We start from the raw sequence: 16,778 nt of genomic DNA on the forward strand, positions 1-16,778 counted from the left end.
AGATCTTACCATGGCGGTCCGAGAAGGCGCCGCTCGTTGTTCATTGATCACTTCACTCATTAACAGAAGGAAAAAAGTCATGTCCCAAGAAACCATCCTCGTCACTGGCGCTGCGGGCGGCGTCGGCTCGACCGCGCGCGCGGTCATTACCATCCTGCTGAAGCAAGGTCGTCGCGTCCGCGCCATAGTGCGCAAGCTCGACGCGCGCGCCGACCAGTTGCGTGAAATGGGCGCCGAAGTCATGGTAGCCGACATGCTAGACATCGTCGCCCTGCGCGCGGCCATGCAGGGTTGCTCGACGGTGTATTTCACAATGTCGGTTTCGCCAGACTATCTGGTGGCGGCTACAAACGTCGCGGCCACCGCGAGGAGCCTCGGAGTAAAGGCTATCGTTAATCTGTCGCAGATGACCGTGTCGCAGATGAGCGAGACCGAGACTACCAACAGCCCGCAACAGCAACAGCACTGGCTCGCCGAGCAGATGTTGCGCTGGTCGGGCCTGCCGGTGGTCTACCTGCGGCCAACCGCATTCTTTGAGGGCCTGTTCCTGCCGGCCGCCAGGAGCATCCGTGCCGACAACGCCATCCGCCTGCCGTTTGCCGAGGGCCGCACGTCGCCGATCGCCGCCACCGATGTGGGGGCGGCAGCCGCAGCCGTGTTGACCAACCCGGCGCCGCACATCGGCCAGGTCTATGAGTTGACCGGCCCGCAATCGATGACTATGAGCGAGCTGGCGCAGGAGTTCAGCAGTGCACTGGGCCGCACCATCCAGTACGTCAACGTACCCCCGCAGATGTGGGAAGCCAAGCTGGTGGAGTTCAAGCAGCCAGCGTATCTGATCGCCCACCTGGTCACTATGGCCCAGCTGCACCGCGACAACCGCTATGACCGCATGACCGATACGTTCCAGCAACTGGTCGGCCGCGCGCCAATTTCCGCCGCCGAATTCGTGCGCCGCAACGCGGCCGCGTTCGCACCAGCCTGATCTGCATTCTTTAAGAGGAAACCATGTCCGCTACCCTCGCTCCTCAGGCCGAAAAAATCAAGTCGTCCCCGATCAATTCCATGGTCCACGGTCCGGTGTTGTCCCTTTTGATTCGTCTTGCCTTGCCGACCGTCGCCGTCATGTTTATAACGACACTGGTTGGTGTCGCCGAGACCTATTTTGTCAGCTCGCTGGGCTTGCAAGCGATCGCGGCCGCATCGCTAGTCGTTCCTGTGATGGTGCTGATGACCACGATGGCAAGCGCAGGCATCGGCGGCGGAGTGTCGTCAGCGATCGCTCGCGCCGGCGGCGCCCGCCGACAGGACGAGGCGGAAAGCCTGGCGTGGCACGCGCTGGTCATCGGGATCGCGGCGGGCGGGCTGTTCTCGCTACTGCTGATCCTGGCCGGCCCGGCGTTGTACCGCAGCCTTGGCGGCAGCGGCGCAGCACTGAAGCAGGCGGTGCTGTACTCGAACATCCTGTTCGGCGGTGCAATCCCGTTTTGGATATTGTTGTTGCTGCTGGCCGCCTTGCGCGGAACCGGTAACGTCAAGGTGCCTGCCAAGATTATCCTCGGCGGCGCGATGGGGGGACTGGTATTGTCACCAGTGCTGATTAACGGCTGGCTTGGTGCACCGCACATGGGTGTGGCGGGCGCTGGCGTCGCCCAGGTGTTATGCAATATCGCCGCGCTGAGCGTGGTGGTGCGGTACATGCGCTCGCCTTCTACCACGCTACGCTTGTGCCGCCATTCACTGCAGCGCAAGCATTTCCGTGCGATTCTCGGCATTGGCGTGCTGTCGGCGATTAACGCTGTCATGTCCGCCGCGGCAATCACCGCGCTGACTGCCGCAGCCGGTGCTGTCAGCCTAGCCGCCGTCGCCGGCTACGGCATAGCCTCCCGCCTCGACATGCTGTTGATACCGGTGATGTTCGGCTTTGGTACTGCCGCAATCACGCTGGTGGGCACCAACCTGGGCGCCGGCAACGTGGAACGTGCCCGTCGGATTGCGATCATCAACGTGCTGTTTGTTGCGGGCGTGGTTGGCACGGTTGGGCTGCTGGCCTCGCTGTTCCCGCAACTATGGCTAGGCCTGTTCACCAGCGATAGCGCCGCGATCGCGGTCGGTGCACAGTACCCGCACGTGGTCGCCCCTTTCTACGCGGGGCTGGGTGTAATTTTCGAGCTGTACTTTGCGGGACAAGGCGCGCGACGCATTCTCTGGCCGATGATCGCCAGCGTAGTACGCTGCTCGTTTGCGCTGGCGGCGATGGTGTTGGTGCAGCAACATTACGTGAGCCTGGACACTGCTTTCATACTGGTGGCGGTCAGCATCGTGGCGGCGGCCACAATTAGTCTACTCGGGTTCAAGTGGACACGCTGGAATCGATAGCGATCGACTCGTGGCCTAAATGCCGGGAATGCGTCGTCGGGAAACTCTTCGAACAAGGACAGTTGTACCACTTCCACCTGCTCGAGCGTTAAGTTTCTTCCTCGCGCAGCTGGACATGGATGTAATGACGCCTTTCCGCTCACGACCGGCTGAAACCGCAGCCGATAATGCCAAAGAAAACCTAACCCAGCTGACGCCTCTTGTCGGGTCAAGTCTAAGTTACTACAAATAAATGCCACGCCGGCACGCGGCCTCTCAGCGTACTTAGCTTTAGCGCGGCGCACACGACATCAGCGTCCAGCAGGTTGGATCGACGGTCTGTAATGCTCATTAGGTACTCCGTGTCCAGAGTCACATCGTGCAGACGCTGTCGGACAGTGGTTGAACTCCAATGTACTCATCAGTTACGAGCTATCGTGACATGGCGAGCCGAATGCAGCCAGCTAGACACAGCTACGCGGTCCGTTCTTAACGGTAGCTTTGCACATGACCTTATTGCGGCTGCGTCGCTGAGTGGAAATTTGCGTCTCCTGTACTGTATACTGCGGCTGCATCAACCAATGAGCTTTCGTTGGCCTTACCCTCCACGACCATGGCTTCGCATCGGCAATCAAGCCGTTATTGTGGTGGCTCTGATTGCCCTGTCTTGATCACACATTTGCTTGCAACGTTCTAGGGGGCAAGCGGATCCGATGCGGACTGCAATTCGCAAAATCCACTTTTCCTACTTGCGCTAACGCTGTGCGTTCGATGCTAGATAAGGCCGCTCTTAAATGGCACGTGTTTCGATAGCAAATGACGATCTCTGGCAACGCTTTTCAGTGCTAGTGTTGTACGGTACGCAATCAACCTTAAAAAGGTGCCACATGAGTTCAATGTCCAATCGGCGTAAGAGGACCGTAGTGGCCGCAGCCATCGACCATGCCATCGATCTGAAGAAAGTCCATGGATCGACTTACGCGATCGGATATCTGCGCGATCAGAGAGTTGATGAAGCGACGATTCTGCGTGTGATACTTGGCCGCTGGTGCGACCATCGCGTCGTCGATTGTGCGCCTTCGGCTTAAACTGCTCTGCCGTGGCCAGCCTGTGATAGTGTTCGGTCCACGCTGCCCTGCTGTTACCTGCATCATGTGTGCTTGTTAAGCTGTGCGTCTCCCGATTTGCGCGTCACCTCGTCATCACTATACCGCAGCAGTTTGTAAACCGCCGGTTTTCGCAAGCCAAGCGCGTCACCGATCTCCTCCGGTCTGGCGCCGCGTTGATGAAGCGATTTGCGTCGCGATGCGTCGCCCGAAAGCAGTGTTGATGCCGCATAGCTCGCCATAGCCCAGGATGCGACGATAGATTTCATGGATTTCCTTGCAGATGAGGTGTTGTCCTATGGGGCCGCATGGGACGATGCGCATTGGTTTGCCGCAGCGCGTGAGAAATTGCCTGCTGTCGGGAGCCAAACCGCGATAGGGGGCCGCCGTCTCCTGCGTGCCGCCCGCCGTCAAGCGTTCGGCGAGATACGCATCGATGGCATTCACTGTGGCGGGGGACAAATGTCAAGGGCACATGAGGCGGTTCAGGGCAATTTCGGCGCGGATCGCTGCCTTGTATGACCCACTTCTTCGATATAGTCCCGGATTTCAAGTTGCGCAAGTTCCAGTGGCTTGGCGGCGGAGGAAAATTGTGTCATCAATAGAGCTATGTCGCGCCGGGGACAGAAGCTATGCCGTGCGATCTTTTCAGCATCCAGCGCTAGCCAGGTCAGCGGGCGCTGACAGTCGACCATTTGAGTCAATTACTGTGTCGGGACGCTTTGTCGGGCCCAACACCAACGCGGGCCAGTGTCGGTGTCGTTCACTACGAGTGCGAACCAACCCGATCCTTCAGGAGGCGAAGGTTGCCAGGCGAAGTAACCCGGATGCGGGTCCGCATGCCGGAAATACGCTTGATAAGCGGGGCTTCGTTCGGGCTCATCCTTTAGTAAGCAGGTACGAATTTCGAGGCCTTGCTTCGCAGCCCAGTCACTCAACTGCCAGTTGTCGCCCTCATCGAAAGTCGGTAAAGCCGGATGCTGCCAATCACCTTTTGGTCCGCGAACGAGAGGCGCAGGTCCGATGAACTTACTAGGTGAGCCTTGGGCACCTTGGTGTCCGCGCTCTTTATGGTAACGCTTGCGATGTTCGCTGCGCAATGACCAAGCTCCCAATGCGGCTGCGCCAATAGTACAGCCGGCGGCAGCGATCATTAAGAAGTCCATTTTGCACTACCTTTCAGGCGGCGAAAGCGCGTGACCACAGCAGAGTTGAGGAAGTTGGGGTCGCGAACCGTAATGTTCACTGATTGGAGAAGATCGATCCGCGCCGTCTCGCCGTTGCGCTTTTCAAACTGTCTGGCCTTCATTGACGCCACGCGTTACCGCGTGCTCGATGCGCGAATGTTGATAGTGCGATCGATGCTGGCTCGCATTACGAGCCAGCGTTGGCGCAGTATCGATGCGGCGCCTACTACATCGAGCATACAGGAGATTCGGGGCCGACAGTGGCTCTTCACGACATCCGCCGCGTAAAAGAATAGCGGCAATGGTTGAGTGAGCGCGACGGGGGGCTGTACGCGGCCGAGCTAGTATCCCTGCCAAACGCAGCACCTGGCCAAGCAGTATGCCAGTTGCTCCTTGGCCTGCTCTTTATAAGGTTCCGTGTCTGATCGAAAGCGGTGATCCAGCATTGCCACGCGCCGGGGGCATGCGCAGTGAAAGGCATGCGCGTTTGAGTGCTTTACCTAAGAGAGCAATGCATCGTGTCGTATTCATTCCCCCGACGGGCACATTAGTGGCGTACCATGAGCGAAGGCCTCGCCCAATGACTTGTTTTCGCAAGGCGGCGAATGTTCAGAGCCAGCGAGTGGCTGTTTTGCAGCCGCATTTATTTGGCGGGGAAATAGTCGTAGGCATCGGGTAGGGCGCCCACGACCTGACTACTGTATGGCTGAAGTAGTTGATCCTCGCCGCATGACGCACCATCGGCAAGCACAGGAGACGAAGTGACCCCACGAACTGACTTGATAACGTCGGACAAAATAACGGTCGTGCTCGCCGCGAGGGTGCAGTTCGGCCGGCGGTTTGCGTATAGATTGGCGCTTAATGCGGGGATACCTGTTGATTTAGTTGATGCGATTTTTAGTAGGGCAGACGGCGCAACGCGGGAGTCGTTTAGCGGTAGCCCGCGGTTCAGCGAATAACGTCGCCGAAGCCCATCATGTCTGCGGTGACGGGCCGGATTACGAGCCGAACTTTTGCCTGTTTGGCACATGCTCAGACACGCATTGAGTGCGCACACAGGTGTGTCTTATACGCATGCGCCGCAGGTCAGCACGCGAATGCAGGGTTGGGGTCAAGCGCTTGACGTTACCAGATTTTACTGAAGGGAGAGCCCATGTGGAAACGCGCGCGATGCGGTGTAGATGTAAAGTTTAACAATTGCGAACCGACGATAGATAGTATTGGTCGCTTCTTCCTTTGCCCGCGCTGCAACTTCAGAAACAAGCTCGAAAATGTCGGACGTTTTGGTGGGCCGCTCGAGCTGGTGCAGCGATCCGAGTTAAAGTTTCCAGCACTCTGAGCGCCCAGTAGCCTATGCCACATAGACGTGGCATTAGGACGTAAGAAAGGTCTGAGCTAAAGCGGTTACGCTCGCGATAAGAATACAATTGCAGCCCAGGCACCAGTTGGGTACTCTATCGCTCGCCATGAAACAGCTATCAGCAGCCGTACAGGCGGACGCAAGATAATGAATGTGGGGTAAGCTAAAGCCAAAGTGAGAACAACGCCAGGGAGCGTATAGAACGCCAGTAGTTTAATTCGAACGTCAGGCGGGCAAAAGGTTGCTATGACGTAAATCAGCGACTTACTGACAACCGCGATAATGAGATATAACGCTGCAGCAGCTTTTACGCAGATAAAGATCCATGGCGCATTCCTTAGCTTCAGTGTCTTGGGTCCCCAGCCTAGTCCACTAGAATTTTTTCCGAATAACGCCATGTCCCAGCCGCCTGAGCCACTTGAATAAAGGCTAGGGTGATCGCGAACGCACTCGAGGCCATTATGTCGTTCGCGACTGTGGTTGTAATGAGCGCCATACCAAGGGCCCCAACAACAGCAAACAGGAAAACCCAGCAGGGATGCAGGTTGGGAAGTTCAGCAATGAAAGAGAATGTCGCCAGAAGCGACACCGGTTGAGAATTCAGCGGGTGACGTCCGCAGGGCCTGACACCGTCGCCGGTGTCAGGCCCTGACTGGCTCGCGATGAGCCGAAGCAGGAGCGATGTGAGAGCGATCCTCACAGGTAGCAGGATCAGTTTTGCAGTATCTGTAGTGACATTCAAGGCATGCACGACCTTGAATAGCAAATTGTACCGTTTATTTGTAGAGGAGATGAATTCCCTGCGGCCTCAGACATTAGGCGCTTTTGTCGATACAGCGCTTGATCGCTGCTAAAGCTGGCGCCGCCGGCATTCATCCGAATTGGACAGTTGCCGCGGCCAGGTGCGGCTGTGTGCTGTTATTTCGACCCGCAGCGCATCATTTCAGTACTTCAAGCCGCGTCGCGGTCGGGGGAAACGAAAGCTAGGCACTCCTCGAACGAACGCAAGACCATATCTACCTCGGTTTGCATCGCTGCAGGCGGCACGGAAAACTCGTCCCTTGGCAGCCGAACGGTCGCCACCAGCGCTTGGGGAAGCAGAATGCGCAGCGCAGCGACGGCAATGCGCCATGTTTCGAAGGTCTCTTTTAGTGGATAGGCGACCAAAATGGTAGAGACCAGAGAAGCCTTGCCGGAGTCGTGCTGCTCGTAAGGCAGGGGCAAAGAAACACTACGTGCGTCTACACCACTTTCTCGCAATGATCGTGCGAGTAGTTCACCGATTAGCTCATCGCGCTCCGATTCTAATCCTGCGCACAGGACGATGGAACGTAGAGGGACATCTAGTGAACCTTGCCAGCGACCGAGCCGTGCTTCACGCAACTGCCGTGGATGTGCACCTACGTTAGCGTCGAGCAGGGACACGCGGTGTCGGCGTGTCGCCGTACCGCTGGGTGCGAGGACTTCCGCAACTTCCACAACGGTGCAGCGTAGACGCTCCTGTTGCACTTTGTCGATTGCGCCCCTGCGCAACTCTCCCGCGGCAAGTGCCAAGCCAGGTAGAAGCGTTTGATCACAGTACCGTGCGAAGCTGGCACGGCGTAGATATATTTGAGCATCCTTAAGAATGGCCGCAGCTTCCCCCGACAGGCTACGCTGGAAGAAACGCTGTGCGGCAGTTACGTCTGGTGCTTGGCCCAGCAATATTGAGAGCGACTCCAAGGACTCAATGTGCCGGCCGGCGACGACCAGGCAAACGGTCAGAGGCGTAGAAATCAACAGCCCTACGGGCCCCCAAAGCGTTCCCCAGAACACAGCCGATACCACGACTGCCAGAGGCGACAAGCCTGTGCTGTGCCCATAGACCTTTGGCTCCACCAAATTTGACACCGTTATTTCGAGGACACCAAACAAGATGACGGCTGAAAGCGCCATATCCCAACCGGTGTCGACGGCCGCGGCAAAGCAGGCGATCACCCCGCCAGAGGCTATGGCGCCCAGGTATGGGATAAACCGCATCACGGCAGCTAAGGTTCCCCACAGTAGTGCATGCGGTACTCCTAAAGTCAACAATCCAAATCCGATAAAAATGCCAAACACCGTGTTGACGAGGAATTGCGTGAAGAAGTATCGCGACACGCCACCGGCAGCATCGCCCAGCGCCTTTACGGTGCGGCTGATTTCGGTTTGGCGTCCCAGCCGGATCAGGCGATCCTGTAAGGATTCCTGTTCCAGAAGAATGAACAGCAGAAGCAGCATCACCAAACCAGATTTAGCCAAGGGTTCCCACGTCAGCTCAACCAAACGATTCAGAACATCGGTCGCATCCGCTGGCGGGATCACGGGCGCTGGCGCCACGGCGGTGTCTCGACCAGCGTCGCCAATCGCCGGGCGCGCCGGCATAGGTACCACTGCATTCCAATTCGCATTGAAATGCACGAACGGGCGCTCCGCAATGGTGCGTAACTGTTCGACTTTCTGTTGAATGGTAGCTCGGTATTTTGGCAACTCGGCGCTAACGTTTACAAGTTGCGATGCAAGGACGCCAATTATCCCGATCACACATACTGCCGCGAAAAGCAGTGTCACCAAAGTGGCAGACAACCCGCGTACCCCGACACGACCGAGTGCGCGCGTCAGCGGGGCGACGACCAGACTCAGTATGACGGCAAGTGCGATGGGCTGAAGGACATCGCGTCCAAAGTAAAGCATAACAAGCACGCAGGTCGCGCCGGCAATGGCATTTGCATTTAGACGCGGAGTATGAATAGGTCTGGACATAACACGGCAGTGGAACAAGCTGAGTCTGCGGATACTAAATCATAATGACGCAAATGTCATTGTGTATTGCGTCAGCTCTCGTTCTGTATTTGCAAGTTATTTGTATTGACATAGATGTCAGGATGATGATACAATCATTATGAAATCGTGCCAAGACGGTACGGTTGCAGTGAAGAATACTATTATGAACACAAAGCGAAATGTATGGCTGATGCCGGTGATGGCGGTCATCTTGTTTGGCATCGGCTTGGCAGGGATGGTGTATGTCGATCTTGGCACAATCAGCAAGTTGCACACCTCGCTGGGCACCAACTACACGGTACTCAGCAAGCTAACCGCGCTCGCGCAAGAAGTGGACAATTTGAGTGACGGCTTGCTGGACGCGCAGGGTGGTGAAGACAACGGACTGGAAGCATTGGCCGAAAAGGCGAAGCGCATTAGCGAGCAGTTGCAATCGTTAAGTGCAGAGCCTGGCCAGGACGCACTGGCGAATCGCCTGAAGGAGGAATTCGATCTCTGGTACAGGCCAGCCATGCAGGCGCGTATGACACGCGCACTCAGGCCAAATGATCCAAGCTCGGCAATCATCCTTTTCGAAGAACATTACCGCGTTCTAGAGAATGACCTGGAGCAGGCGCGGCTGGACGCGCTGAACGAATTTGCCAGCGGTGCCACCAGTAGCGCCGGTGGATCCCGGCGGACTACCCTGCTGGTCGTGGTTGCCGCTGTGTTGCTGGTCTTGGTGTTCGGAGTGACCGTGTGGATGGCCGTGAGTTCGCAGCGCGATCAGTCTGGCGAAGGCTCCGTCGCAGCAGCACCCCAAGATGGGCAGGCGCAAAACCAGCGCCGTGTGCTGGCTGAGCTGAACACGCTTCACCATAGCCTGGACGAGGTTGTTGCCCAAGTCAAGCTGGCGGTCTCCACCAAGCGTCAAGCCGCGGCGCAAGAATCGAACCGTTCCCCGCACGTACGCTTGGTCAGTAGTGGCCAGTCAGACTCATGGATGGTGGCGCAGACGAATAATTCGGAGCTGACCAGGCGGCCGCTATGATTGGCTCCTAAGATAGGACCACCCCCAACATTGCGACGGACAAGTCAATGAAGTTTCGGCTCGGACAGCAGGCGGCTATCGCAGCGCGCCTGGCCCGGCCACCCATATCGCCGACACGGCGACGTTCCGAAGCAACGCAGGCGGATAAGCCGCTTACAGCAGTTTGATCAGGCGCAGCTGATAAAAACTGCCATGCTTGGCGTTGCGCGACGCGGTGGTGTCGATGTATTGAAGTGTCAAGATGGCATCGACGACGGGCACCTTGGTCGTGAAGAAGGCGCCAGCATTCGTGGAGCGGAATCGGCTGGCTCCAAAGGGATTGTTCTCGTCGTCTTGGTACTGCTGCACACGTAGCGCATGGACGCCCACCACGCCAATCGGCGTCATATAGCCGGCCGCGAGCTCAACGCCAAACCAGTTGCCGCTGCGGAGCTGGTTGTCGCGGTTTCTTGTATTGAGGCCGAGTGAGACCTTGGCGCCGAGCGCGATACTCGAGGTCGGCAAATAGGCGACCTGCATGGCGGGACGCAAGGTGCGGAAGTTGCCGGTTCCTGCGTCCGGTTGCGGATCATCGTGGTATTTGCCGGTCGGCAGAATGAGCGAGGCGCCACCCAGGACGCGCCATTTCTCGCCGACGTACTGCCAGCCGGCCATCATCTCGGCGTCGCCCAAGCCGTGGATGATGCCGGTGGACGCTGCTCCCTGTGCCGCCAACGCATTCTGGTACTGCGTCTGAAATTGGCCCCCCACGCCAGCCTGGACTTCGGCGGGCATTGGACCGGGCCAGGACAGCGCTGGCGTGGCGCCGCTCACGCCGATGTGCTGGTCCTTGCGAATGTAGGGGAGATCGAGCACAAAGAGGAAACGCCCTCCGCTGTACTGCTCCGTGGTGATGTAGCCAAGGGCGACATCGGTACGCGTCATGGAACCATTGCCATACACCGTCGTCTTGCCCGGACCGTAGGACGGTTGCAGTGCGCTGGGCAGGCCGGGTACGGATAGCGTGCCGCCCGGTACCGGCAAGGTCAGGTCTTTGCCGTCGTCACCCGTCACGTGGCGCACCGGCACCCGTGTTACCGCCGTGCCGATGGCCCATCCTGTCTGGTCTGGCGGAGAGAAAATTTCGCCTGCCAGGCTTCCCGCCAGGTTGTAACGCGGCTCAAAGCCCTCGGCGGCGTGTGCGCTGGCGAAGCTGGCTGCCAGCATGGCGCCGCCGGCGACTTTTTTCATCATGGTCATGCAAGTCTCCTTATGTGATTGAACTTGTGTTGCAGGACTGCGGAAGAAAAAAAACTGCCGCCCCGCGACGGCAGGCAAAGGAATCTCCGGTGGTTCTAAGTAGGCACCGGAGACGAGACACTCGAGATCATTGGACTGGTGCATCCCATCAGTGCGAGCGATTCGCGCACGATGGCTTCAACTTCCCCCAGCGGGCCGTCATGCAGCACCGTGCGGTCAGGACGGACCACAGCCACCCAGCCAACGGGCGCCGCACCGGGAACCAGCGCATCGGTCATGTCTTCCCAGGCGTCGGCCCGCAGCCCGGTTTGGCCCCGGTGGAGCAGCGTGATGCTCCTGCCGCCCGCGCCATGCCAGGCTACCCGCAAAGGCAGGCTCAGTTCCGCAGCGGGATCGCAACCAAAGCCAATCAAGGTCAGCGCATCGCCCAGGCAATCGTCACTGAGGGAGCACGGTGCTCCCGGTGCCAGCCTTACCAGACCCTGAGGCAGCTGGCCACCGCGTACCAGCCGCGCGCGGCTGCTGCCGCGCTGGAACAAGCCGCAGGGGAAGCGATTGGCTGGCTTGATCTTTAAGTCTTCGAATACGGGGCGCGTTACCGGTATGCGATGCATCAGGCGCATGAAGCCATGCACCACGAGCGCAGTGATGCGGTTACGCGGCATGACGAGAGCTCCCATCATGCGCGCCATGTTGATAATCGAGCGGGCGTGCGGCCTGCGTTCGATGTCATAGGTCGCCAGAATGGACTGGGGCGCGCGCTCTTGTACCACCCAGGCCAGCTTCCAGCACAGGTTGGCGACGTCGCGCAGGCCAGCTACCAGGCCCTGCCCGACGAAGGGCGGCGTAATGTGCGCCGCATCGCCGGCCAGGAACACGCGCCCCTTGGAAAAGCAGTCCACCATGCGTGCATGGAAGCGGTACACGGCAGTGCGTTCGATGGTGCACTCGCTGGTATCGCACCAAGGGGAAAGCAGGGCGCGGATGGTATCAGGATGTTCCATCTGTTCGCGGGTTTCACCTGGGTGCAGCATGAATTCCCAGCGCTGGCGATTGCCCGGTGCCGGCATATGCGGTGAAGGACGGCGCGGATCGCAGGTGAATTCGATGTGGCTGATGGGTTTGGGTGCGTTGATGGTGTCCACCACCAGCCAGTCCTGGGTGAACGTCTTGCCTTCGAAGCCCAGGCCCGCATGCTTGCGCACAAACGAGTTGGCGCCGTCCACGCCCAGCAGAAACTTGGCGTGCACCGTTGCCAGCTGTCCATCTGGCTGGCGCAGGGTGGCACGGACGCCATTGGCGTCCTGGGAGAAGTCCACCAGTTCGGTGCCGAGCGATGTCTGGACACAGGCGTACTGCGCGAGACGCGCCCGCAGTACCCGCTCCAATTCCGGCTGGTAGAACGTGACGAGTCGCGGGTGGCCATCGGTGTGGCCGGCGGTATTGGCGCGCGCATAGTAGCCGAACACCGGTGAATGCATTTGCACTTCCGAAATGGCGCAGGTCGCGAACGCACCTTCCTCCAGGCCGGCCATTTGCAGGATGCGTAAGGCCTCGTTGTCGAGCACGATGGCGCGTGGCGCCAGGAAGATGTCTTGCGCTTTGTCGATGACCAGGGTGCGTAGTCCGTAGCGGCCCAACAGGTTGGCAGCGGTTGCGCCGACCGGTCCCATGCCGGCCACCAGGACGTCGACCGAAGCAGGAATGGCTGGATTCATGGTCGTTCTCCCAGTGTGGGCTGCACCTCGATGACGTAAGGGAAGCGTGCCAGGAGGGCACCTGCGCGAGCGATGTCGTCCTGCGCGCAGCGCAACAGCACAACCGCACCGCGGTCGGGCGTCGCGGTCACGTCCAACTCGCCCGCGATGCCATGCTCAGTGAGCACCTCGTTGAACACGAGCCTGGCGGCCTGCAGGCGCAGCTCGGACTTGGCAACCTTGCCGATGGCGGTCAGCGTCATGTGCGGCAGGATAATGACGCGTGCCGGCGCGGCGGCGCGCTCCGGCTCCAGCTCGCGCGCATCCGCAAGCAGTTGGTGGGCATCGGCCGCCGCACCCGGTTTCAGCGTGACAAAAACCACTGGCAGTTCGCCTGCGTGGAGATCGGGTTGTCCCACTGCGGCCGCCATGGCAATGGCGGGGTGACGTAGCAGGGCATCTTCGATCATGGCTGGATCGATGTTGTGGCCACCGCGGATAATCAAGTCCTTGGCACGGCCGGTCAGGTGCAGGAAGCCGTCCGCGTCGAGGTAGCCAAGGTCGCCCGTGCTGAGCCAACCGGGCGCCAGCCAGATGCCCTGGTTATCGCGCTCCTGCAGGTAGCCGGGGAAGACATTGGGGCCCTGCAGGCCTATGACGCCTACTTCGCCAATGATGCACGGCTCGATGGCGCGACCGGCGCTGTCCAGCTTCCAGGGCTGCAGCGACTGGAAGGGAAGCCGCAAGCCAACGCTGCCCGGACGGCGCGGGATGCCGGCTGGATGGACCGTCGAGATGCAGGCTGCTTCGGTCAGGCCATAGCCTTCGCACAGCGGAATGCCGGCGACTTCCTCGAAGCGCCGCGCCACTGCGGGTGGCAAAGGCGCGGCACCGCAGAACGCGACACGCAGCGAAGCGATATTGGCGCCATCCAGTGGGAGATTCGCGAGCGCGGCAAAGATGGTGGGGACGGCGCTGAAGCTGGTCGCGCCGAAGCGTTCCACCAGCTGCCAGAAATTGGGCAGGACGCCGGCGCCGCGGTAGCCCTGCGGCGTGAGCAATACGACTTCCCAGCCGGCGCTAAATGCCGCCAGGCCGGTGACGATGGCGCCGTTGACATGGAAGAGCGGCAGGCCGCACAGCACGACATGATGCTCCGGCTGGAGCAAGGGCAGCATGGCGGCGACAAAGCATTCGTTCTGATGGGTGTGCAGGGCGACCTTGGGCAAGCCCGTGGTGCCGCCCGTGTGAAAATAGGCGCAGACGTCCTCGGGTTGAATCGCGCGGCCGGAGGCCAGATGATCGGCCGGCTCCTGCGCCAGCGCCGCGCCGAAGGGCATGAACAGGAGGCCGAGGCGCTTTGGCAATGGCGCCGCGACGCGCATGGCCTGCAATGCATGGCGCTGTGCTGCGTCAACATATGGGTCCATGTCCACCATGAAGACGGTACGAATGGTGGGGCAGCGGTCGATGACTGCCATTGCCTTTTGCCAGACATCGTTGTCGGGCAATGGCGCCAGCGTCACCAGTGCTTCAGCCCGGGTCTCATTGATGATGGCGGCAATGTGCTCGACTTCGAGCATCGGATTGATTGGACTGGCAATGCCGGCCGCCTGGGCGCCCCACAGGGCTGCGTGGGTTTCGGGCAAATTCGGCAGCAGTAGGGCCACCGCCTTGCCCGGCGTGATGCCGACGCGGTGAAATGCATTAGCGGCTTGCGTCACGCGGGCGAACAGGCTCTCGTAATTTAGCGTGAACGCAGGCGCGTCCGCGTCGCCGCGCAGAAGGAAGCGCAGCGCGGTGTTGTGCGGGTGCAGCCTCGCAGCCCGGCGTAAAACGTCGTAAGTCGTGAAGGCGGAGACATGATCGCGCCACGGACTTTTTTCCAGCGCCGAGATGCCGGCCCGGCTATGTATGGCTGCCGGCGCCGGTGTGTTGAATTGGATATTATTGTTGGACATTTGTTCTCCTCCTTGTTTTAAGTGCTTAGCTGTCCCAATGGGGTAGCAAGACGGCACGTCCCTGGTAGTGCTGCTCGACATGGCGGTGCGCCTGCGCCGCTTCTTGCAGCGCGTAGGTCCCCAGCGCCACCGGCAGGGCCAACAGCGGCGCATAGTCGGCCAGGGCTGCCAAGGCCTCGCGGTCCGGCCCGAACACGGTCCACGCGTAGCGGGTGCCGTGCGGCCGGTGGGCGCCGACGCGCCGTTTGATCCACCAGGCGCGCGCCAGGCCGCCAACCAGGCCGTTCACATCCACCTGGCCAAGCAGCGGATGAACCGTCGTGGCATGGCCGAGCGCGCCGGGCGTCAGAAGGCGCAAGAGGTTGACGTCGTCTTCCCAGCTGGCAAAGTTCAGCGTGGCGGCATACTCTTTTGGCAAAGAGCGCAGCGGCACCGCGTGGCGGTCGATGACGCTGGCCGCTCCGGCTTCGACGCAAGCGTGGCGATTGCCAGCGCTGGCCACGGCAGTGACTTGCGCGCCCATGGCATGCAACAGGCGCAGGGCGATCAAGCCCAGCCCGCCGGAGGCGCCATGCACAAGTACGCGCCGGCCCTCGATGGTGCCGCGGTCAATGCCGACGCCGGCAAAGGCGCGCATGACGGTCAGGAAGTTATAGGGCAGCACGGCCAGCTGCATGGGGCTCATACCGGCTGGTTGCAGCAGCGCGTGACGGGCGTCGATGACGACATGCGTGGCGTGGGTGCCCTGGCTGGAGGGTGGCTTGACGCCATACACCTTGTCGCCCTCGCGCAACGCCGTCACATCGGGGCCCACGGCGCAGACGATGCCAGCGAAATCATTGCCCAGCGCCAGTGGCATCTGTGCCGCGCCGATGAGCGACATCATGCGGCGCCCATAGCCGGCGCGGCGTCGTATGTCGATTGGATTGACGGAGGCCGCATGTACCTGGACCACAATCTGCCCGCGCTTCGGCTGGGGCATCGCGATCTCGCGCAGCACGATATTCTCTGCACCACCAAAGCTGGTGAGGGCCGCAGCCAGACACGGCCCCTTCATGGCGCGACTACCTTGTTGCGCTGCTCTCCCAAGTCGAGCGCGCCATCGTCCGTGCGAATGGAAGCCGTAATGACATCACCCGGCTGCAGATACGCCGGATTGGACAAACCCTTCTGGATGAACAGGCGCCATTTGGTGGAATCAGAGAGCACGCGGCGCATCATCCACATGGCAAACTTGCCCGGCGCGCGGGCGGCGCATCCTGCGGGTGTGCCAGTTGCAATCAGGTCGCCTGCTTGCACATCGTGCAGCGCCGACAATTCAGTCAGTGTCTTGTGCGGCTGAAAGATCATGTCGCCACAGTAGGCGTCCTGGCGCGGCTGGCCATTGACCTGCAGGCGCATGTGCAGGTCCGGCCAACGGCGCCATTCGGCGGGGGACAGCAGCAGCAGGAAGGGCCCCGTGGGGCCGAAGGTGCGGTAGCTCTTACCCTTGTAGAACTGCACCTGCGGCAGTTGCACGTCGCGCGCCGATATGTCATTCACGATGGTCACGCCGGCCAGCCACTCGTGCAGCGCATGCGGTTCCACCGTGACGGGTCCGGTCATTGCGCGGCGCATCACCAGCCCAAGCTCCACCTCATAATCCAGAAGACGCACATGGGCCGGACGCACCACCTCGGCCTGAGACGAGGCCAGGCTGGACGGCGCTTTGGTAAACAGGGTATTGAAGGGAATCTTGTCAGGATCCATGCCCGATTCACGCACGTGGCTGGCGTAGTTAATGCCCTGGCAAATGAACTGCCGGTCGCTGGTCACCGGCGACAGCAGGGTCACCGCGTCAAGCGCGAGCGTCGCTTGGGCCGGCACGCTGGCCCACGCCTCGTCGAGGCCTGCGCCGACCAGGTCGGCGGTGCTGGCAAAGGATCGCGACAACGGCGCGATGCGGCGACCGTGCACGACACCCCATGCCGGGGTCCCGTCCAGGGCATAGTGGACGACTTGGACTGCCATGTTTACTCCTTGTTGATTGCGCGATGGA

11 protein-coding genes are annotated in these 16,778 nt (G+C 60.2%); 4 read left to right on the top strand and 7 right to left on the bottom strand.

Going from position 1 to position 16,778, the window contains the following annotated elements:
* Window positions 1-79 precede the first annotated feature (79 nt).
* The 3 genes from AB4Z19_RS27635 (at window position 80) to AB4Z19_RS27645 (ending at window position 3,446) form a co-directional block, all read left to right on the top strand.
* Entirely contained in the window at window positions 80-985 is a 906-nt protein-coding gene (locus AB4Z19_RS27635; protein WP_442036742.1) for an NmrA family NAD(P)-binding protein, read from the top strand.
* A gap of 23 nt (window positions 986-1,008) precedes the next feature.
* Entirely contained in the window at window positions 1,009-2,379 is a 1,371-nt protein-coding gene (locus AB4Z19_RS27640; RefSeq protein ID WP_442036744.1) for an MATE family efflux transporter, read from the top strand.
* Between the two features lie 902 nt (window positions 2,380-3,281).
* Window positions 3,282-3,446 (top strand): hypothetical protein, encoded by a 165-nt coding sequence (locus tag AB4Z19_RS27645; RefSeq protein ID WP_442029673.1) that lies wholly within the window; start codon window positions 3,282-3,284, stop codon window positions 3,444-3,446.
* 165 nt (window positions 3,447-3,611) lie between these two features.
* On the opposite strand, the gene AB4Z19_RS27650 is transcribed toward AB4Z19_RS27645, so the two are convergent.
* Both AB4Z19_RS27650 and AB4Z19_RS27655 read right to left on the bottom strand, forming a co-directional pair.
* Entirely contained in the window at window positions 3,612-3,911 is a 300-nt protein-coding gene (locus tag AB4Z19_RS27650; protein WP_442029671.1) for a hypothetical protein, read from the bottom strand.
* A gap of 3,051 nt (window positions 3,912-6,962) precedes the next feature.
* On the bottom strand, window positions 6,963-8,792 hold the full coding sequence (locus tag AB4Z19_RS27655) for an AI-2E family transporter (protein ID WP_442036746.1): 1,830 nt from the start codon (window positions 8,790-8,792) through the stop codon (window positions 6,963-6,965).
* A gap of 184 nt (window positions 8,793-8,976) precedes the next feature.
* On the opposite strand from AB4Z19_RS27655, the gene AB4Z19_RS27660 reads away from it, so the two are divergent.
* On the top strand, window positions 8,977-9,843 hold the full coding sequence (locus tag AB4Z19_RS27660; protein WP_442023958.1) for a hypothetical protein: 867 nt from the start codon (window positions 8,977-8,979) through the stop codon (window positions 9,841-9,843).
* A 153-nt stretch (window positions 9,844-9,996) separates the two neighbouring features.
* Here AB4Z19_RS27660 and AB4Z19_RS27665 read toward each other — a convergent pair whose 3' ends face one another.
* The 5 genes from AB4Z19_RS27665 to AB4Z19_RS27685 all read right to left on the bottom strand — a co-directional run bounded on the left by AB4Z19_RS27665 (window position 9,997) and on the right by AB4Z19_RS27685 (window position 16,750).
* Window positions 9,997-11,082 (bottom strand): transporter, encoded by a 1,086-nt coding sequence (locus AB4Z19_RS27665; RefSeq protein WP_442023956.1) that lies wholly within the window; start codon window positions 11,080-11,082, stop codon window positions 9,997-9,999.
* A 95-nt stretch (window positions 11,083-11,177) separates the two neighbouring features.
* Window positions 11,178-12,800 (bottom strand): bifunctional 3-(3-hydroxy-phenyl)propionate/3-hydroxycinnamic acid hydroxylase, encoded by a 1,623-nt coding sequence (locus AB4Z19_RS27670; RefSeq protein ID WP_442023954.1) that lies wholly within the window; start codon window positions 12,798-12,800, stop codon window positions 11,178-11,180.
* A complete protein-coding gene (locus AB4Z19_RS27675) occupies window positions 12,797-14,740 on the bottom strand; it encodes an acyl-CoA synthetase (RefSeq protein ID WP_442023952.1) in 1,944 nt (647 codons plus the stop codon). The genes AB4Z19_RS27670 and AB4Z19_RS27675 overlap by 4 nt, the downstream gene beginning before the upstream one ends.
* A gap of 25 nt (window positions 14,741-14,765) precedes the next feature.
* Entirely contained in the window at window positions 14,766-15,797 is a 1,032-nt protein-coding gene (locus tag AB4Z19_RS27680; protein ID WP_442023950.1) for an alcohol dehydrogenase catalytic domain-containing protein, read from the bottom strand.
* Window positions 15,794-16,750 (bottom strand): fumarylacetoacetate hydrolase family protein, encoded by a 957-nt coding sequence (locus AB4Z19_RS27685; RefSeq protein ID WP_442036748.1) that lies wholly within the window; start codon window positions 16,748-16,750, stop codon window positions 15,794-15,796. Before AB4Z19_RS27685 ends, AB4Z19_RS27680 begins: the two co-directional genes overlap by 4 nt.
* Between the last annotated feature and the right edge of the window lie 28 nt (window positions 16,751-16,778).

It is taken from the genome of Pseudoduganella sp. RAF19 (genome assembly GCF_052114165.1).
Classification (GTDB): domain Bacteria; phylum Pseudomonadota; class Gammaproteobacteria; order Burkholderiales; family Burkholderiaceae_D; genus Rugamonas.

Coding starts and splice junctions, on each gene's coding strand:
- AB4Z19_RS27635 (WP_442036742.1), top strand. CDS start 80: ATGTCCCAAGAAACCATCCTCGTCACTGGCGCTGCGGGCGGCGTCGGC.
- AB4Z19_RS27640 (WP_442036744.1), top strand. CDS start 1,009: ATGTCCGCTACCCTCGCTCCTCAGGCCGAAAAAATCAAGTCGTCCCCG.
- AB4Z19_RS27655 (WP_442036746.1), bottom strand. CDS start 8,792: ATGTCCAGACCTATTCATACTCCGCGTCTAAATGCAAATGCCATTGCC.
- AB4Z19_RS27660 (WP_442023958.1), top strand. CDS start 8,977: ATGAACACAAAGCGAAATGTATGGCTGATGCCGGTGATGGCGGTCATC.
- AB4Z19_RS27665 (WP_442023956.1), bottom strand. CDS start 11,082: ATGACCATGATGAAAAAAGTCGCCGGCGGCGCCATGCTGGCAGCCAGC.
- AB4Z19_RS27670 (WP_442023954.1), bottom strand. CDS start 12,800: ATGAATCCAGCCATTCCTGCTTCGGTCGACGTCCTGGTGGCCGGCATG.
- AB4Z19_RS27675 (WP_442023952.1), bottom strand. CDS start 14,740: ATGTCCAACAATAATATCCAATTCAACACACCGGCGCCGGCAGCCATA.
- AB4Z19_RS27680 (WP_442023950.1), bottom strand. CDS start 15,797: ATGAAGGGGCCGTGTCTGGCTGCGGCCCTCACCAGCTTTGGTGGTGCA.
- AB4Z19_RS27685 (WP_442036748.1), bottom strand. CDS start 16,750: ATGGCAGTCCAAGTCGTCCACTATGCCCTGGACGGGACCCCGGCATGG.